At 42.8% G+C, this 18,386-nt stretch carries 19 protein-coding genes and 1 pseudogene; 16 read left to right on the top strand and 4 right to left on the bottom strand.

Translation table 11 applies throughout. The annotated features are described in order from the left end of the window. Positions 1 to 99: 99 nt before the first annotated feature. Positions 100 to 273 carry a hypothetical protein gene (locus tag J2Z48_RS10075; protein ID WP_307253165.1) on the bottom strand — a complete coding sequence of 58 codons (174 nt, stop codon included), beginning with the start codon at positions 271 to 273 and terminating at the stop codon, positions 100 to 102. A 189-nt stretch (positions 274 to 462) separates the two neighbouring features. After that, entirely contained in the window at positions 463 to 1,659 is a 1,197-nt protein-coding gene (locus J2Z48_RS10070) for a ParM/StbA family protein (protein ID WP_307253164.1), read from the bottom strand. A 269-nt stretch (positions 1,660 to 1,928) separates the two neighbouring features. Between J2Z48_RS10070 and noc the strand changes: the two genes are divergently transcribed. From noc to J2Z48_RS10045, 5 genes and pseudogenes are all read left to right on the top strand, one after another. Continuing rightward, positions 1,929 to 2,759 (top strand): nucleoid occlusion protein, encoded by an 831-nt coding sequence (gene noc, locus J2Z48_RS10065; protein ID WP_307253163.1) that lies wholly within the window; start codon positions 1,929 to 1,931, stop codon positions 2,757 to 2,759. A 363-nt stretch (positions 2,760 to 3,122) separates the two neighbouring features. Beyond that, positions 3,123 to 3,248 (top strand): hypothetical protein, encoded by a 126-nt coding sequence (locus J2Z48_RS10060; RefSeq protein ID WP_307253162.1) that lies wholly within the window; start codon positions 3,123 to 3,125, stop codon positions 3,246 to 3,248. Between the two features lie 149 nt (positions 3,249 to 3,397). Next, the gene (locus tag J2Z48_RS10055) at positions 3,398 to 4,564 is read left to right on the top strand and encodes a group II intron reverse transcriptase/maturase (protein WP_307253161.1); all 1,167 of its coding nucleotides are present in this window, start codon (positions 3,398 to 3,400) and stop codon (positions 4,562 to 4,564) included. 132 nt (positions 4,565 to 4,696) lie between these two features. Continuing rightward, a pseudogene (locus tag J2Z48_RS10050) lies at positions 4,697 to 5,413 on the top strand (ParA family protein); the annotation flags it as partial. Beyond that, positions 5,406 to 6,275 carry a ParB/RepB/Spo0J family partition protein gene (locus J2Z48_RS10045; RefSeq protein ID WP_307253160.1) on the top strand — a complete coding sequence of 290 codons (870 nt, stop codon included), beginning with the start codon at positions 5,406 to 5,408 and terminating at the stop codon, positions 6,273 to 6,275. The pseudogene J2Z48_RS10050 and the gene J2Z48_RS10045, both read left to right, overlap by 8 nt. A gap of 756 nt (positions 6,276 to 7,031) precedes the next feature. Here J2Z48_RS10045 and yyaC read toward each other — a convergent pair. Next, on the bottom strand, positions 7,032 to 7,637 hold the full coding sequence (gene yyaC, locus J2Z48_RS10040) for a spore protease YyaC (protein ID WP_307253158.1): 606 nt from the start codon (positions 7,635 to 7,637) through the stop codon (positions 7,032 to 7,034). A gap of 140 nt (positions 7,638 to 7,777) precedes the next feature. Here yyaC and J2Z48_RS10035 point away from each other — a divergent pair, with 140 nt between their 5' ends. The 6 genes from J2Z48_RS10035 to rpsR all read left to right on the top strand — a co-directional run bounded on the left by J2Z48_RS10035 (position 7,778) and on the right by rpsR (position 11,303). Continuing rightward, the gene (locus tag J2Z48_RS10035; protein ID WP_307253157.1) at positions 7,778 to 8,398 is read left to right on the top strand and encodes a lysophospholipid acyltransferase family protein; all 621 of its coding nucleotides are present in this window, start codon (positions 7,778 to 7,780) and stop codon (positions 8,396 to 8,398) included. 44 nt (positions 8,399 to 8,442) lie between these two features. Beyond that, on the top strand, positions 8,443 to 8,652 hold the full coding sequence (locus J2Z48_RS10030) for a DUF951 domain-containing protein (protein ID WP_307253155.1): 210 nt from the start codon (positions 8,443 to 8,445) through the stop codon (positions 8,650 to 8,652). A gap of 110 nt (positions 8,653 to 8,762) precedes the next feature. Beyond that, positions 8,763 to 9,863 carry a redox-regulated ATPase YchF gene (gene ychF / locus J2Z48_RS10025; RefSeq protein ID WP_307253154.1) on the top strand — a complete coding sequence of 367 codons (1,101 nt, stop codon included), beginning with the start codon at positions 8,763 to 8,765 and terminating at the stop codon, positions 9,861 to 9,863. Positions 9,864 to 10,179: 316 nt separating this feature from the next. Then, positions 10,180 to 10,470 (top strand): 30S ribosomal protein S6, encoded by a 291-nt coding sequence (gene rpsF / locus J2Z48_RS10020; protein ID WP_131847780.1) that lies wholly within the window; start codon positions 10,180 to 10,182, stop codon positions 10,468 to 10,470. Positions 10,471 to 10,502: 32 nt separating this feature from the next. After that, entirely contained in the window at positions 10,503 to 11,033 is a 531-nt protein-coding gene (gene ssb / locus J2Z48_RS10015) for a single-stranded DNA-binding protein (RefSeq protein WP_307253151.1), read from the top strand. Between the two features lie 42 nt (positions 11,034 to 11,075). Beyond that, positions 11,076 to 11,303: a 30S ribosomal protein S18 gene (rpsR, locus tag J2Z48_RS10010; RefSeq protein WP_072332146.1), complete on the top strand. Its 228-nt coding sequence runs from the start codon at positions 11,076 to 11,078 to the stop codon at positions 11,301 to 11,303. A gap of 41 nt (positions 11,304 to 11,344) precedes the next feature. On the opposite strand, the gene J2Z48_RS10005 is transcribed toward rpsR, so the two are convergent. Next, entirely contained in the window at positions 11,345 to 12,154 is an 810-nt protein-coding gene (locus tag J2Z48_RS10005; RefSeq protein WP_307253148.1) for an alpha/beta fold hydrolase, read from the bottom strand. A 198-nt stretch (positions 12,155 to 12,352) separates the two neighbouring features. Here J2Z48_RS10005 and J2Z48_RS10000 point away from each other — a divergent pair, with 198 nt between their 5' ends. The 5 genes from J2Z48_RS10000 (at position 12,353) to J2Z48_RS09980 (ending at position 18,228) form a co-directional block, all read left to right on the top strand. Continuing rightward, positions 12,353 to 12,664: a MazG-like family protein gene (locus J2Z48_RS10000; protein ID WP_307253147.1), complete on the top strand. Its 312-nt coding sequence runs from the start codon at positions 12,353 to 12,355 to the stop codon at positions 12,662 to 12,664. Positions 12,665 to 12,808: 144 nt separating this feature from the next. Next, positions 12,809 to 14,776, top strand: a complete 1,968-nt coding sequence (locus J2Z48_RS09995; protein WP_307253145.1) for a DHH family phosphoesterase — start codon at positions 12,809 to 12,811, stop codon at positions 14,774 to 14,776. After that, a complete protein-coding gene (gene rplI, locus J2Z48_RS09990; protein WP_307253143.1) occupies positions 14,773 to 15,222 on the top strand; it encodes a 50S ribosomal protein L9 in 450 nt (149 codons plus the stop codon). Before J2Z48_RS09995 ends, rplI begins: the two co-directional genes overlap by 4 nt. Positions 15,223 to 15,454: 232 nt before the next feature. Then, positions 15,455 to 16,789 (top strand): replicative DNA helicase, encoded by a 1,335-nt coding sequence (gene dnaB / locus J2Z48_RS09985; RefSeq protein ID WP_307253142.1) that lies wholly within the window; start codon positions 15,455 to 15,457, stop codon positions 16,787 to 16,789. Positions 16,790 to 16,941: 152 nt separating this feature from the next. Further along, positions 16,942 to 18,228 carry an adenylosuccinate synthase gene (locus J2Z48_RS09980; RefSeq protein WP_307253141.1) on the top strand — a complete coding sequence of 429 codons (1,287 nt, stop codon included), beginning with the start codon at positions 16,942 to 16,944 and terminating at the stop codon, positions 18,226 to 18,228. Positions 18,229 to 18,386: the final 158 nt, after the last annotated feature.

Genomic DNA, 18,386 nt, shown 5'->3' with positions numbered 1-18,386 from the left:
TGGAGGCAGTCCCGGGGCATGGATTTGTCTACAGTTCAATAGTGAAGAAGGGAGTAAGAAACAAACAAAATCTAATCCCTAGAAACAGATACATAGTTTCTAGTCTGTTAAGTTTACTAATAAGAGATAAAAATAAAACTTGCTACTGTAGAAGTCCCGGAGCTTTATATCTGTCCACAGCTCAAATAGTGATCCAGCGAGGAAGTAGGGGAGTCCGCTTCGCCCTTCTTCGCTTCGGGCAAGTGGCAAAACTCGCAAAGAGCGCTCAAACATTGCCACAAAACGCCCTAGCTACGAAGGACTACTCTAGGTAGGATCACTAACATCGCAGTAGCCATATATAAAGCTCCTAGTAAATAATGTATTTTCCCAGTTATGACTTGGAACTAACAAGTCCAAGTAATACAAACACAAACGACCTCCCAAAGATATCAAGGGAGGTCGTTTGTAGACAAGACAGAGCTATTTCTTTGTTGGCACGGAGACTACTTTCTTCTTTGCACCTTTTTCGCTTAAATGATCTGGAACAGTGAATTCTTGTTGAATGGTTGCAGCGGCTTCGAGTAAATCTTTGACTGGTTGAGCTTTTGACTTGGATTGGGAGAATTTGCAGAGACCAAATCCATTGGCAAATTGGGCATCAATACCGTAGTCCTCAGCAAAGATCAACTTATCGCCAAAGCGTTCACGGTAGAACGGTTTAAATGGAATGGACGCGCCACCGGTTAGGATGATGTAGGTGATGTCATCCCCAAAGTCTAGACGCTGCCAAACTTCTTCTACTAGCGCTTCCCCTACTTCGCGAATGGACTCGCTCACGATGTCGCTAATATCATGAGTTTTTCCTTTAAAGCTAATCTCACCAGAGCGAACAATGCGTGGCAAGCTCCAAATCGGATACTCTTTACCATTGTTCTCTGGATCGATACCGCGGGTAAACTCTAGTAAACGCTTGGAAAGGAGGGTATATACATTTAGCATGGCATGACGGGAAGTAAAGCTTTGTCGTTTAATAATAGTCTCCCCGTGCAAGGTCTCAATGTCAGATGTACCGAAACCGAGATCGTTAATACTTACTTTTTGGATAAAGAGATCTTCATTCAGCAACTTTCCATCACGATCAAGCGCGATGTGGAAGAGAGTGGCCATCGGTTGGCTGATCACATAGAGATTTTCTTTCTTGATTTCAAACTCAATTCGACGCCAAGGGAGATTTCCTTGCTTCACTTCGAAGCTATGTCGTCCGATCAGGCGACGTTTTAACTCTTCTTTATAGTCAATATAGCTATCTGTTGGTAAAGCTACGGATACAACAGGCTCGTTACTACCTTGGAGCATGAGTCCTGTACTGACGCGGAACATAATTTGATACTCTTGTTCACGAAACCAAGTTGGACTAAACAGACGGCGCTTATGGGAATCAAATAACTCGTCATCTCCAGACTGTTCAACTGCAAGCTTTCCACAGAACCACTCGCGATCCCCTTCACGCTCCCGATACATGATGTTATGAGGATCATTGTTGTATGTAATTTCTCCCACTCGGTTTGGTACTACCATGTTGCGAATAAACATTTTATAGAATTTTCCGTTAGATTTAGATACTACTTTCGTTCCATAGTATCCTTGATCATTACCTATATAAACTGGTGAATTCATATGTATTCCTCCTAATTATGGATGAAATTCTTCTCTCCAACGATTCTATCAAGTGCAGAATGAAAGGGTCAATCATATTTCGTTGTTTTTTACATTTTCACGGTAGAAACATTCTTATTCGAACAGTCAAATAATACACTCCTATGTTTCACGTGAAACATAGGAGGTCCTATTTTTTTCTTTTTTAGCAGGTAGTTGCTAACATGTAGCGAAATGTATACCAATCCCTCCCAATTTATTATGCATAGGAAGGCGCAGGTGGTAAGTGTATGAAAGAGCCTTTTACTCGTTTCTTTGGCTTATCAGAGAAGATAGCGGAGCAAATGAAGGATATTTCTGTAGCAGAGATTTCGGTCAGTCCTTATCAACCGCGTACGATATTTGAGGATGAACGGTTGGATGAATTATGCCAGACGATTCAGCAACATGGAGTTATTCAACCTATTGTGGTCAGAAGAAAACAAAAGGGGTATGAAATTATTGCGGGGGAGAGAAGATGGAGAGCAGTTCTTCGCTTAGGGCTTCCTACCATTCCAGCTATAATTAAAGACATGTCAGATCATCAAGCCGCATCTGCGTCACTCATTGAAAATTTACAACGTGAGAATTTAACGGTGATTGAAGAAGCGAGGGCTTATCAGAACTTGATCGAGATTCAATCTCTCACACAAGAGGAGCTAGCCCAGAAATTAGGAAAAGGGCAATCCACAATTGCCAATAAAATTCGGCTACTCCAGTTACCAACAGAAGTTCAAAACGAGCTTTTAAAACGAACCATCACGGAAAGACACGCCAGAGCCTTATTGACGTTAAAAGAAGAAACGCTTATTTTATCTATGCTGGAAGAGATCATTCAAAAAGAATTGAATGTAAAGCAGTCGGAAGAAAAGATCAAGAAGCTGATGGAGACAAACGAAATTGAACAAAAACAGCTACGACGCAAGAGTTATACACGCGATCTCAGGCTTGCTGTAAACACGATTCGACAATCCATTGATCTAGTGAAGCAAACAGGGATGGAAATATCCACAGAAGAGAACGAGCATGATGATTTTTATGAGGTCGTGATACGGATTCCTAAGCAACCTGTTCATGCATAGTTAAGCTGCTACAGTGTGCATTCGACAAGATCATACAAGCTTTACTTATAACGCTTATTTTCGATATGATGAGTAGGAAGTTTCTTAGAATGAGGTGATTGTATGGGTAAGATCATTGCTATCGCCAATCAAAAAGGTGGAGTGGGTGTGCGTCCGTACAGGTTTCATAGAGATGCCAGAAAGGTGTAGGATTAGAGAGAAATCCTACTGGTGATTGGGCTTACCTGTAAGGGAAACTGGACAGGGAACATCGCATGCCCAAAAAGTGAGTTGTGAGAACTTGCGACACCATGGAGTAATATGGTTAAGGCTAAACTGCTTGAACTCTAGCTTTGAGGCCCTGCCACTGGGGATATGCATGGTATGAAAATAACTGCATATGAGATGGTTACAGAGACCGTTACCCATAGTCAATGTACTCTCTACGATCTCCCAATCAATCAATGGATTGAGAAAGAAGCGAACGGAGAACCTACGTTACTCAGATAGCTCTATGAAACTGAAACGGAGAGGCCTAAAGGAAGATGACATTTTCCCATGGCGTCGGAGCCTTCATAGTAGTCTGAGATCGAGAAAGACGGTTACATGGCGAAGGAAGGCAGGTTATCAGATTACAGGGATGAAGTGAGGTATGCGTAATGCAATCGGCCGAACTAATGCTATCTCTGATCGAACGGAAAGCAAGACAAGACGAAAATTTCCAATTTAATCGACTGTATCGAACCTTTTATAATCCGGATGTTTACTCCCATGTATGGAAATCATCAGAGGGATCGATATCGGACCCTCTCGGTGCCTATCAATGGGAAGAATGGTACCAATTGATTCAATCGGAGCGTTGGCATCCACAGGGAAAAGTGGAGGGGCAAACGCTGCTTCCTGAGATGACGGTCATTCAAATTCTACAGGTATGTCATCAGGCTCTATTTCCAGTTCATGAAAATCAGTTTGTGGTGGATCATGGAACATCTATGACTATGAAACATCATGATTTTCGTGAATTAGGGAGTGCATTACGAAATGCTGCTAACAGTTGGTTGATTCCATTTTCGATACCCGTTGATCTAATGAATTCTTGGGAGCATTGCCGCACGCTACTGAAGGTGCGATGTCAAGATGGTCGATGGTTAGAGTTGGTTCGAAGATGTCATAACCAAAAGTGGCTTCATCCACATCCAGATTACAAGCGGTACGGTGTACAGCCATTATCTTTTACACTACATAAAGCGATTGATACCCTCGTGCAACGTACGCTTTTGGGAATGGAAATGTTTTATATTCGGATTCATTCGCAGGCTCATATCTGTGTAGATGCTCCATTTTCGGAAGTGAAAAAATACCAACAGCAGCTGCAATCGGCTTTTGATCAGCGTCATCTGCCGATTGTTGTGAAGGCTCCGGAGCGTAAAGGGAAGAGAGTGATCGGTCCCTATCAGATTGACTGGCAGAGGAATGATCAGGAGTGGACGGTTTGCATAGCAGAAGAGGAATGTTGGAACTGGATTAAATCCTTCACGAAAAGAGGGAAAGCCTGTCATGTTTCGAATCGCATTCATTTATCTATTCCACAGATTATCGAGTTGTATAATCGTGATTTGCAATTATTTGATACTCATACAGAGGCGAAGAAGTATTTTCCGAAACAGAGGGACCAATTCTGTCATATCCATTTTATAAGCTTATGTAAAACCATCGCAGCGAAGGAAAAGAGTTCGGTAAAAAAGGTATTGAATCGATATGGAGCAAAAGAGAAGAGGATTCTTCGGACCAGGGATGGGGATCGATTCGCTGTGTATCATCCATGATAAGGTTTCATTTTCGTCTTGTTTGCTTTCTGTGATAGCTGGAGAGCCGTATATGCCGAAAGGTGTACGTACGGTTCGGAGGGGGTTGGTAGGAGACCTGCTTTTTAGTAAGGCGTCTACCTTCTACCCTACAAAACTACAACCTCTATAAACTTAGCAGCATGTTTGGCGGCGATAGGCAAGAAAATTTTAATAGTAGATATTGATCCGCAAGGGAATACGACAAGCGGGCTAGGCATTAACAAAGCGGACGTGAAGCACTGCGTATATGATGTTTTGATTAATGATCGCTCTGTTGAGGAGGTAATCCTACCAACAGACGTTGATAGCTTACATTTAATCCCCGCAACCATTCAATTAGCGGGTGCAGAGATCGAGTTGGGACAGGCTATTTCGAGAGAACTACGGCTCAAACGAGCCCTGCAAACCTGTAAACATGAATATGATTATATCTTTATTGATTGTCCACCATCCTTAGGCATTATTACACTAAATGCACTGACTGCCGCAGAGTCGGTTATCATCCCGATTCAATGTGAGTTTTATGCATTAGAGGGGCTAGGACAATTGCTTAATACGGTTCGTCTCGTGCAAAAACATCTAAATCGACATCTCGAGGTAGAGGGAGTTCTTTTGACCATGTTCGATGCCCGAACCAACTTGTCGGCTCAGGTGATGGAAGAGGTAAAAAAATACTTTCAATCCAGAGTGTACGAGACCGTTATCCCGCGTAATGTTCGTTTATCGGAGGCGCCAAGTTATGGTAAATCGATTATTGCCTATGATCCAAGATCGAAAGGCGCTGAATGCTATATGCAATTAGCAAAGGAAGTGGCGAGAAGTGAGTAAAGGCTTAGGTAAAGGGTTAAACGCACTTTTTCTCAACACAGACACGGATGTTCGTGACGATGATATTGTAAAAGAAGTAGAGGTAGTTGAATTACGTGCTAATCCGTATCAACCACGAAAACACTTTGATGAAGATGGTTCTTTGAATGAATTAGCAGAGTCAGTGAAACAACATGGGATTATCCAGCCCTTGATTGTACGAAAAAGCATTCGTGGATATGAGATTGTAGCAGGGGAACGACGGTTTCGTGCAGCGAAGCGGGTAGGTTTGGAGAAAGTTCCCGTTGTCGTAAGGGATTATACGGACAATGAAATGATGGAAATCGCGCTGGTAGAAAACCTGCAGAGAGAGGACTTAAACCCGATCGAGGTGGCAATGGCGTATCAAAAATTGCTTCAACACTTGCATTTAACACAGGAGCAGTTGTCAGAGCGAGTGGGGGTAAGCCGGTCACATGTTACCAATTTCATCCGTCTTTTACAGCTTCCCGTGGAGATCCAAGACAATGTTTCACGTGGAACATTGTCCATGGGTCATGCCAGAGCGCTTCTAGGAGTCAAAGATGCAGACCTACAAAAGAGGCTCTCCAAGAAAGTGATCGAAGAAGAGACCAATGTTCGTCAACTAGAAGAATGGATCCAACGGCTAAATCAAAAGGGGAATCCTAAAGCTGAGAAACCCAAGCAGGAACAGGACCTTTCTCCTGAGATGAAGCACTTTGAGGGCTTACTTCAAGAGATTTTTAGTACATCGGTTAAGATTCGTCCAGGGCGGAGAAAAGGCAAAATTGAGATCGAATATTACTCTGAACGAGAGCTGGAGCGGATTGTAGAGTTACTACAACAAGATCGGATTTTGTAGGGAAAGAGAAGAGAGTGCTTGTACGATTACTGCAATGCAGTCCTATTAAGTAAGCATTTAAATAAATATTGGTGATCGAGGGCCGGAGAGTCTATTCGATCACTGCTCAAATACCGATCCCGCAGAGAAGTGGGGGGGTCCGCTTCGCAATCCTCCGCTAGGGCAGGTGCAAAACTCGCAAAGTACGCTCAGGCAACTTGCACCGAAAGCGCTCAACGCTACGGATTGCTACGCTAAGTAGGATCGATAACATCGCAAGTATCGAATGACTCTCCTTTCCCTTTGTTCACATTTCTGGTTAATCCAAAGCTTTGATCTAACATCTCCCACCCGTAAAGCTCGACTTAGCTAGTAAACTACACAGACTATAAGCTTGATTAACTAGTAAGTTGGAAAGAGACTAGGGGCAATGTGTCTACCCACTGCGAGGTTAGTGAGCCTACCTAGCGTAGTACTTCGAAGCGAGGGCGTTTTGTGGCAATGTTTGAGCGCTCTTTGCGAGTTTTGCCACTTGCCCGAAGCATCGATAGACGTAGCGGACTTGTTTTTCTACATCTTCGCAGACTCACTATTTGAGCTGTGGGTAGATACATGCCCCAGGATTTCTCCAATAGCTAATCCACAGTTCAGTTGTTGTATGCAAACGCTGGACATCCTTATAACAGACCAACAAATGAAAACAACCCCAACTTCATGTGAAAACGAATCTCACACGAAAATTAGGGTTGTTTGTTATCTTTGTCCGTTAAGGGTACATTATACATAAGGTTGTGCGCGGTCTAAAGAAGTGCCCTGTACTAGCTGAATGGATTGCTTAATACTCTCTGCAATAATCTCTGCCATATTCATCACAAGACTTAAGCGAGTGTTTTGTAGGACGAGATATTCCATAAAGCCAGACACGTTCACAATACCTGTAATCGAAAGATTTCCTACCTCCGGAAGATCTTTATTAACACCTGCTCCAGGCTTAATGGAGCCTTGAGAAACCTGTATGGCACCAACACTTTTTAATTGTCCTAAACATGCGTCAATGGCGATTATAAAGTGATCTGGATGGTTCTGGTAAATCATTTCTACTGTACTGGCTAGATTGAGAGCATGAACGGGCTCATCGAGCGTTCCGTAAACGGCTCCCTTATGTTGAAATTGTTTTTTCTGTAGGATAGAGCCCACAAGGGGACCTAGTGAATCGCCTGTTGATCGATCTGTACCGATACAAACACAAACAATTTCACGCTCAAGCGAAAGTTGTACAAGGTGTTGATAAAGGGAATGAGTGCAGTGGTGTAGTGCGCTAGGGTCTTGATAAGAGATGCGAAATGGAGAAAGAGTTTTGATTTGGTTACATGATTCTTTCATCACCAGCGTCCTCTCAGAATATATTGATGTTACAGTATACGGATATTTTGAGAGGTTTATACCTACAGATTGAGAGATTTGTAGAGTGGGTAGATTATTAAAAATGTAAGCCACAATCTGTATGGAAGGAGGATGTGTTGATGAAAACATCATCTCTATTAAAATGGATTATTCGGATGTTCCTTCGCTTATATCATCGTATAGAAGTAATAGGAATGGAGAAGTTCCCTCGTGAAGGGGCTGCACTTGTAGTTGGCAATCATATTAGTTATATTGATCCTTTTTATATCGGTTCTATGTTGCCGCGTCATGTACATTTTATGGCGAAAGCAGAAGCATGGAGATTTCGAATCACAAAGTTCTTTTTGGATATATTTCAAGCATTTCCAGTCAATCGAGAGAAAGCGGATATTCAAGCGATTCGAACAGCTTTACATTATTTACAGGAGCAAAAATTGGTAGGTCTTTTCCCTGAGGGTGGGATCCGAGAGGATGTAGCCCCGCTCCAGGAAGTGAAACAAGGTGCTGCTTTCTTAGCCTTAAAGGGCAATGCCCCTGTTGTTCCTATTTATCTGTCAGGTAGCGAAAAGGCGTTACCTGTAGGGAAGATTTGGATTAGGCCAAGTAAGATTCGAATCATTGTGGGGGATTTGATTTTGGTTCCAGAAACAGGGACCTTTCGAGAGAGACAAGAATATCTCTCGAAACAAATATTGCGAGCACTGCAGGACTTGCGGAAGTCGGTTGAGCAAACGGATTAAGTTGTGTACATAGATGATTTTAAAATGGAAAGTGGGGAACTTTCTTGCAACGAAAAGAATTTGGATTAGGCGATGTGGTGGAGATGAAGAAAGCGCATCCTTGTGGGACAAATGCATGGAAAGTGATCCGCATGGGGATGGATATCCGCATCAAATGCACAGGTTGTGAACATAGTGTCCTGCTACCTAGGATGAGATTTGAACAGAAGTTGAAAAAGGTGCTTACGTCTGCTGAGCAAAAAGAAAACGAATGATATTCTAAGTGAGAGCGGTTCCCGTATGGAATCGCTTTTTGTTATGAATTATTTCCGTTATAATAAGGTAGTTGAATCAAGAATCGGAAAAATTGGAGTTGAATTTTAAGATGGCATTGACGACAGGAATAGTAGGTCTCCCGAATGTGGGGAAATCCACATTATTTAATGCGATTACGCAAGCAGGAGCAGAATCAGCAAACTATCCATTCTGTACGATTGACCCAAACGTCGGGGTGGTAGATGTACCAGATGTACGGTTGGACCGTTTAGAGCAGATGATTAATCCTCAGCGAGTCGTTCCAACCTCCTTTCACTTTGTAGATATTGCAGGCTTAGTGAAAGGTGCAAGTAAGGGGGAAGGACTAGGGAATAAGTTTCTTTCTCATATTCGCGAAGTAGATGCCATTATTCATGTAGTGCGGTGTTTTGAAGATGAGAATATTACCCACGTATCTGGACGGATTGATCCAGCGGATGATATGGAAACAATTAATCTCGAGCTCGTATTTGCGGATATGGAAACCGTAGAAAAGCGGATGGATCGCGTTCTACGCCAAAAGAAGAGTGGAGAGAAATTGGCTACTCAAGAGCATGATGTATTATCGAAAATACTCCCTGTATTGGAAGAGGGTAAGCCAGCGCGTTCTGTGGATCTGAGTACTGAAGAGAAGCTAATCGTCAAAAGTCTTAACTTGCTAACGATGAAAAACATGCTTTATGCGGCAAATGTGAGTGAAGAGGAAGTCGCCAATCCAGATGGTAATCCGCACGTTCAACGAGTAAAGGAAATCGCTGCATCGGAAGGCGCTGGAGTGGTAACGATCAGTGCTCAAGTAGAGGCAGAGATTGCCGAGCTAGATGATGAAGAACGAAAAATGTTCCTAGAGGAGCTAGGTCTGGAGCAATCTGGACTCGACCGTTTGATCACGGAGGCGTATCGTTTATTAGGTTTGATCACTTACTTTACGGCAGGGGAAAAAGAAGTACGGGCTTGGACCATTCGCGAAGGTACGAAAGCACCACAGGCGGCAGGTGTGATTCATACTGACTTTGAACGTGGTTTCATTCGTGCTGAGACGGTTGCTTATGAGGATTTGATCAACTCTGGGAGCTTAGGACAAGCGCGTGAAAAGGGTCTGCTTCGATTAGAGGGTAAAGATTATGTGGTGGATGATGGAGATGTAATGAACTTCCGTTTTAATGTGTAGGAAGTTTAATGTTTGCTGATGAATAGGTTGCTCGAATCCTTGATGTAGGGAAGAAAGATTTTCTACATCGGGATTTTTTGTTGATAGATAAATGGATAAATATACCTTTTCTCTATCAGACTACTTCCCAAACGAACGTACGTTTGATATGATTTTACCCATAGACATCAACGGAGTTTCACAAAATAGGAAATTGCTTCTAGCTTGCTATTATAGTTGAGCTTTGCTAGAATGGATTAACGTGAGTAAATATGCTCGCCCCTTGCTCTCTCCTTAGCTGTGAGAGCCGCAAAGTCCAGAAGGAGGTGTAGACGGAATGCACAAATACGAATTGATGTACATCGTACGTCCAGATATGGACGAAGAAGCTGTAAAAGCAACCCGTGAGAAAGTAGCGGGTGTGATTACAAACAACGGTGGCGAAGTTGTGAAGACCGACGACATGGGGAAACGTCGTTTGGCTTACCTCATCAATAAATACCGTGAAGGTGTTTATACAGTTGTAAACTTCAACGGAGAAGCTACTATGGTTTCTGAGTTGGAGCGCGTAATCAACATTGATGAAAATATCATCCGCCATATGGTTGTAAACATGGATGAAAAATAAATACTAGAGGGATTCAAGGGAGAGATTGCGTCATGGTAAACCGAGTTGTTTTGATTGGTCGGTTAACTGCCGACCCTGAAATGCGTTATACGCAGTCTGGGGTTGCAGTGACTCGCTTTTCCATTGCTGTGAATCGTAACTATACGAATCAGCAAGGAGAACGTGATGTAGACTTTATCAATATTGTGGCATGGCGTGGTACAGCGGAAACCTGTGCTAACTACCTAAAAAAAGGTCGCCTGGTTGGGGTTGATGGTCGCTTGCAAATTAGCGTCTATGAAAACCAAGAAGGCCGTAAAGTACGTAACGCAGAGGTAATAGCCGAAAGCGTTCAGTTCTTAGAATCAAATCGTACTCGTGAGGGTAACGGTTCTGATTTTGGCGATTCTTCTTATGGTGGCAACTCAGGTGAAAGCTTTGGCGGTAGCCATAATAACAACAACAACTTTGGCGGTGGCTGGAATCAAAACAATTCTAGCAATCAAGGTCGTCGTAAAGCGGATAATCCGTTCGAAGACGATGGCAAGCCAATTGATCTCTCTGATGATGATCTTCCATTCTAGTTAACGATAAAACTTACCTTTTTTGGACAGGAGGGAATATGAATGGCTCGTCGTCGTGGACATAAACGTCGTAAAGTTTGTTACTTCACAGTGAACAAAGTTTCATACATCGACTATAAAGATACAGACTTGCTCCGTAAGTTTGTTAGCGAACGCGGTAAGATTTTACCACGTCGTGTAACAGGAACTAGCTCTAAATATCAACGTCAATTGACTCGTGCAATCAAACGTGCTCGTCAAATGGCACTCCTAGCTTATACAAACGACTAGGAACATCTAAAAACAATCCATTCAGTGGGTTGTTTTTTTGTTTAGTTGATAAACTTGATTAATTCCTTATTTAGTTTTTCTTTCTCTTCCCACATTAGTCCATGTCCACTATGCTCAAAGGGAACTAGCTTTGAGCGCAGAATTCCTTTATGAAGAGCAGTAGCAAGTGGGTATAAACATACTTGATCGTGGATGCCATGAAGAATGAGGGTAGGGACATGAATCTCGCATAGATCAGAAAATAAAGTTTCATCCCGAAAGGCCTTAGCCACCTTGGCAGTAGCCCATCCCGCTGCTTCTAGCCCCATATTCAAGAACCATTCTGCGAACGGACGAGATATTTTTTGATGGAAAAATGATGCTCCAAACTCCTCTAACATCTTTGGACGATCTTGATAGGTCCCTTCGATCAGACGATTGACTTCCTCAATAGGTAATCCATGTGGGAAGTCGGGACGCTGAACCACACTCGGAGCTGCTGCACCGAGTAATGCTAGTTTGGAAACTTGATATCCACAATGTCGTGACATATATCGAAGGGCAACTGCACCACCAACCGAATGACCAACCAATGTTATGTTTTCTAGCTGAAGAGATCGAATAACACAGTAAATATCATCCGCCATTCGATTTAAACTATACTTCTTCCAAGGTTTATCTGACTTCCCAAACCCACGAAGATCGACTCCAATACACCGAAAACCATGCCCAGGAAGCTCGTTAAATTGATATTCAAATAAGTTGTGATTCGCAGGCCATCCATGGATGAAGAGAATGGTCCGTTTTCCCCTAGGGTTTATGTCCTCCGTATAAATCCTCACATCCGGCTCCACATGTATATAGTAACCCAATACGCTCGCCTCCCATTATCTGACCCTTTGTTCCACCCCACTCTATTCCAGCCTCTCATTGATACATCTTATTTGCGTATAACAGATTCAATGTTACCATTTTAAAGAATATGGGAGTTGTTTTTCCCGAACAGGCAGGAAATAACATAGAAATGTGGAAATTCCTTCTAATGAGAAATTAGAAGAGGAGCGAATACCATGAACCGACCAGAAAGAGGTATACATATTGCGAAAAATATTAAAGTGGTCGACTGGTTAAAAACAGAAATCCTAGACCAAATCGCTAGCTTATTCCGTGGTCTTCATTATGCCAACCAACAGATGATTATAGATAGCCTTTCGAGTATTCTCGTTTCTGTTTACGTATTAGCCAGAAGGATGGGGATTCCTTACCGTGAAGTGGACCAAGTGGTCACACAGAAATTAAGAGAGCATATGAAAGAAGGGCATCAATTGGAAGAGTGGTATGGCGATTTGTCTGCTATGGAGAAATATATTAATAAACGCTAGAATAAGAATGAGAAATGGTCAGCTATAAATAAATCCAAAATCTGGTCAAATTTATAACTCCGCAAGAGTTGAAGCTCCGCTGAACTCGGGTAAAATAGAAGGTATGGGTTATTAGAGTTACCCCAGCTGAGGAGTTAAAGGAATATGCTAAAAAATTTTATGCATAGATGGCTAAGTGTATCGACAAGTTGGATATTAGGACTTACTGTAATACTTCTCATATGGATTCTTACAGAAAAGTTTTCCTATGTTGCGATCGCCATACTCTGTGTAGGATATCTTACTGTCATGCAGTACAAAACAGAGTTTGAACTAAAAAAAGAACAATCCCAATACGTGTTAACGTTAACAGATCGCATTCAATTTGCAGGTCAACTTGCAGTGAAGCATCTCCCAGTTGGCATGATTCTGATCAATCATGCGGGAGAGGTTCAGTGGCATAATCCATTCGTATCCAATCTATTTCCCAAGGTAAAATTAATGGGTAGCAAGATTGCCGAACACCTACCAGAACTGGATCCGGAGGAACATTCGCTATCAGATCCCATTATGATTCAGATTCATGATAAACATTATTCGTGTGTGTATCATCGTGCGGAACGATTATATTTGATAGAAGAAGTAACGAAATGGGTATCATTACAAGAGAAATACGAAGAAGAGAAGCCGATTTTAGGTTTCTTGCATCTGGACAATATAGATGAGGCGGGTCAGGGGTTGTCCGACCAAGAGGAAACCCTTCTGATCAGTAAAGTGTTCCAAGCGATCTCAGAGTGGGCATTGCATTATGAAGTGGCTCTAAAACGAATTGATACAGATAAAATGTTTTTTATCATGTTTCAAAAGAACTTGGACCGCATGATTCATAATCGTTTTGACATACTGGATACAGTACGAGAGATGACACGGAATAATAAGATTCCGATCACATTAAGCTTAGGAGTTGCTAGCTTAGGAGAAACGCTCGTTGAAAAGTCAAAGCATGCACAAGCGGCACTCGAAGTAGCGCTGGCGCGAGGCGGTGATCAAGCCGCTGTACAGACAAAAGAGAAGATTGCTTTTTTCGGAGGGAAGACCAACGCAGTTGAAAAGCGAAATCGAGTAAAAGCTCGGGTCATTTCACATGCGATTAGTAATCTGCTACAGGATTGCGAGCGAGTGATCGTGATGGGACATAAGCAACCTGATTTAGATGCGATTGGTGCTGCGCTAGGTGTAGTAAAACTAGCAGAACTAAACGATTGTGAGGCGCTTATCGTTCTAGATGATGATTTGAGTGCCATTCAAAAATTAATAGATGAGATTTGGAAGCATGCTGATTTAAGAGAAGTGTTCATCACTCCGGATCAAGCCATGCAGTGGATCGATGATCCAGACACCCTTCTTGTGTTAGTGGATACGCATAAGCCTAGTCTAGTGACAGAGAAGAGACTGATTGATCGCGCTGAAAAAGTGGTCGTGATCGACCATCACCGTCGTGGCGAGGATTTTGTTGAAGATTCCGTTCTGGTATACTTAGAACCCTACGCATCGTCTACCTGTGAGCTAGTTACGGAGTTGCTTCAGTATCAGGATCATCGATTAACTATGGATACGCTGGAAGCATCAGCACTCCTATCTGGAATCGTAGTGGATACAAAGAATTTCTCCGTTCGTTCTGGATCGCGGACTTTTGAGGCGGCTGCTTTTTTACGAAGACACGGGGCCGATCTCATGTTAGTGCAATCGTTGCTAAAAGAGGACTTAAGCCGGTTCGTAAAACGTGCAGAACTCATTCGAGATACGGAGTTATACCGAGGAAAGATCGCGATCGCAGTGGGAGATGAGAGCCGAGTTTATGACCAATTGCTCATCGCTCAAGCGGCTGATACGCTATTAGATATGCAAGGGATCTCTGCTTCTTTTGTGATTGGTTATAAAGCAGAAGGAGTTGTTTCGATTAGTGCTCGTTCGGAAGGAGATCTAAATGTCCAATTGATCATGGAACAGATGGGCGGTGGTGGACACCTGACCCATGCTGCCTGTCAACCAGAGCACAAAAGCATTCAAGAGTGCAAACAAATACTAAAATCCCTGATTCAAGAACAGATGGAGGGGGAGGAGACATCATGAAGGTCATTCTATTACAAGATGTAAAAGGAACAGGTAAAAAAGGTGAATTAAAAGAAGTATCAGAGGGGCATGGCCGTAACTACTTATTACCGAGGAAGCTAGCAGTCGAGGCGACTAGCGGAAACGTAAACAGCTTGAAAGAAAAACAACGCCTAGATGATGTGAAAAAGACACAACTGCTAGAAGATGCAAAGGCGCTTGCCGAAAAAATGGAATCATTAGAAGTAGTCCTATTTGCAAAATCAGGCAAAGAAGGTCGACTTTTTGGAGCCATTTCAACTAAGCAAATCGCAGAAGCCTTGAATAAGCAACATCAAATGAAGGTGGATAAAAAGAAGTTACTCCTTGACGATGCAATCCGTACATTAGGCGTAACCAAGGTGCCAGTTAAGCTCCATTCAGAAGTGACAGCTACCCTTTCAGTTCATGTAAAAGAGCAAGGATAGAAACCAAGCTCAAGTTTTCATTAGAGGATTGATAAAGAATAGGCTAGGTAATGTATTTGGTCACTGCGGGGGGCGGCTAACTATTGAGCTGTGGTCAGATATATGCCCTGAACTAGCTTTAAACAGGTCCTCTAATAAAGGATAATCAATAAATTTGTAGAAACAAATGGAAAGGCTCCACTGTTCCCTCTAGGGAGTGGAGCCTTCTCAGTCGGTTGGGAGGAAAAATAGTTTGAACGAATTATTTGCAGATCGTCTTCCGCCACAAAATATAGAAGCTGAACAAGCCGTTTTGGGGGCGATTATCCTCGAACCTTCTGTATTGATTTCGGTAAATGAACGCTTACGGACGGAGGATTTCTATCGTCCAGGACATCAGAAATTGTTCCAAGTGATGAATGAAATTGCCGAAAAGGGAGAACCGGTCGATCTCGTGACGGTTACAGCAGATCTCTCTGATAAAAAAGTGTTAGATGAAATCGGGGGAGTCTCCTATTTGACAGAGTTGGCATCCGTTGTTCCCACAGCAGCAAACGTAGAATATTATGCCAAAATCGTGGAAGAAAAGGCGGTTTTACGTCGTCTCATTCGCACAGCGACCCAAATCGCGATGTCCGGGTATAGTGGTGGAGAAGAAGTTTCCAGCTTGATCGATACAGCAGAGAAAAAAATCCTAGAGATTTCTAAGCGGAATATTAAGGGTGGATTTCTTCCGATTAAAGATGTGTTATTAGAGTCATTTGAGCAGATTGAAAGGCTTCACTATAATAGTACGGGAATCCGTGGTATCCCTTCTGGATTTACCGATCTAGATAGAATGACATCTGGATTTAACAAATCCGATCTCATTATTGTCGCGGCACGTCCCGCGATGGGGAAAACGGCGTTTGCACTAAATATCGCTCAAAATGTTGCCTTACGAGCAAATGAAACCGTTGCAATCTTTAACCTTGAGATGTCTGCACCGCAAATGGTGATGCGGATGCTCTCGGCTGAAGGAAATATAGATGCACAAGCCTTCCGAACCGGAAACTTAAATGAGGAAGATTGGGAAAAACTAACCATGGCAATAAGCTCTTTGTCCGAAGCAAAGGTGTTTATTGATGATACTCCTGGAGTAACAGTACATGATATTCGTTCTAAGCTCCGTAGATTACAGACCGAGCATGGACTTGGAATGGTGGTTATCGATTACCTTCAGTTGATCAATGGCCGAGGAAATGGCGAGAGTCGTCAACAAGAAATCTCTGAGATTTCCCGTTCGCTCAAGTTGATGGCTCGTGAATTTGACTGTCCGATTATCGCCCTATCTCAGCTGTCGCGTGCTGTAGAACAACGACAGGATAAACGACCGATGTTGTCTGACCTGCGTGAATCCGGTTCGATCGAGCAAGATGCGGATATTGTGGCGTTTTTATATCGAGATGATTATTATAATGAGGATTCCGAGAAGAAGAACGTGGCGGAAGTCATCATAGGGAAACAAAGAAGTGGGCCTGTAGGAAAGGTAGAATTACTTTTCCTCAAAAACTATAACAAATTTCTTAGTCTAGAGATAAAAAGCTAGACTAATAGCGAATGAATATTTTATTTATTAGCTTAATGTTCGGTTTTTGTGTTGACATACTCTTTGAGTCACTGATACAATGTTCTCGTTCAGATAAATGTACGGATTTGTTTTAACCTTTATTTGTCTTTAGTTGATCGGAGGAATGGAAAATGTCAACAGCTGTTGTCGTAGGTACCCAGTGGGGAGATGAAGGTAAGGGGAAGATTACGGACTTCCTTGCCGAGAAAGCAGAAGCCGTTGCCCGTTACCAAGGTGGTAACAATGCGGGTCACACGATTGTGTTTGGCGGTGTAAAATACAAACTTCACATGATTCCCTCGGGAATTTTTTATCAAGATAAAATTTGCGTTTTAGGAAATGGGATGGTGATCCATCCAGAAGCATTGATCACTGAATTAGATTATCTTCTCGGTTACGGAGTCGATTTATCGAACTTACGGATTTCGGACCGCGCTCATCTCATCATGCCGTACCACTTGCGTCTAGACCGTCTAGAGGAAACAAGTAAGGGTAGTAGCAAGATCGGAACAACGGGCAAAGGAATCGGCCCTGCCTATATGGATAAAGCAGCGCGAGTCGGTATTCGAGTAGGAGATCTACTAAATCCAGGTCGCTTTGCTGAGAAACTAAAACGTAATCTAGAAGAGAAGAATCGGATTCTCGAGCGTCTATATGAGGTAGAACCATTTCACTTTGATGAAATTTATGATACTTACATGAAGGCAGCCGAACGAATCAAGCCTTTTATCATCGATACTTCCGTCGTTCTAAACGATGCAATCGACCAAGGAAAACGGGTACTATTTGAAGGCGCACAAGGTGTCATGCTAGACATCGACCAAGGTACCTATCCATTTGTAACGTCCTCTAACCCAGTTGCCGGTGGAGTATGTATCGGATCAGGTGTAGGACCTACGAAAATCAACCAAGTAGTAGGAGTGGCGAAAGCATATACCACTCGCGTAGGAGACGGTCCTTTCCCAACGGAACTCCATAATGAGATCGGGGATCAGATTCGTGAAGTAGGACGTGAATACGGCACGACTACAGGCAGACCTCGCCGTGTAGGATGGTTTGATAGTGTAGTTGTACGTCACGCACGTCGTGTAAGCGGGATTACAGGGCTATCCTTAAACTCCCTTGACGTTTTAACAGGTCTTGACACCGTGAAGATCTGTGTAGCTTACAAATACAAAGGAGAGCTGATGGAGAACTATCCAGCTGACCTTGATATCCTCGCCGACTGTGAACCTGTGTACGAAGAGCTACCAGGCTGGCACGAAGATATCACCCAAGTAAAAACGCTCCACAATCTCCCACTAGCTACCCAGCATTATGTTGAACGGATTACCCAACTAACAGGGATTCCGCTCACGATCTTCTCCGTTGGCCCAGGTCGTGATCAAACGATTCAAGTTCGTCCTGTATATGCGTGATAGAAAAAAGAAAGCTGTGCCTCGTGTGAGGTGCAGCTTGTTTGATTTTTTGGTCGGTTTTAAGTGGCCTTTTTCACAATGCAGGTGCGTCTCTCTAACAAGATAAAATATAGAAATAACCCATGAAAAGAACTATAATAAAAAAACAGTGTAATTTT

The sequence above is a fragment of the Croceifilum oryzae genome (assembly GCF_030814315.1).
GTDB classification, from domain to species: Bacteria; Bacillota; Bacilli; order Thermoactinomycetales; family Thermoactinomycetaceae; genus Baia; species Baia oryzae.
The sequence above is the reverse complement of the archived record's forward strand: the minus strand, read 5'-3'. Positions and strand labels throughout refer to the sequence as shown.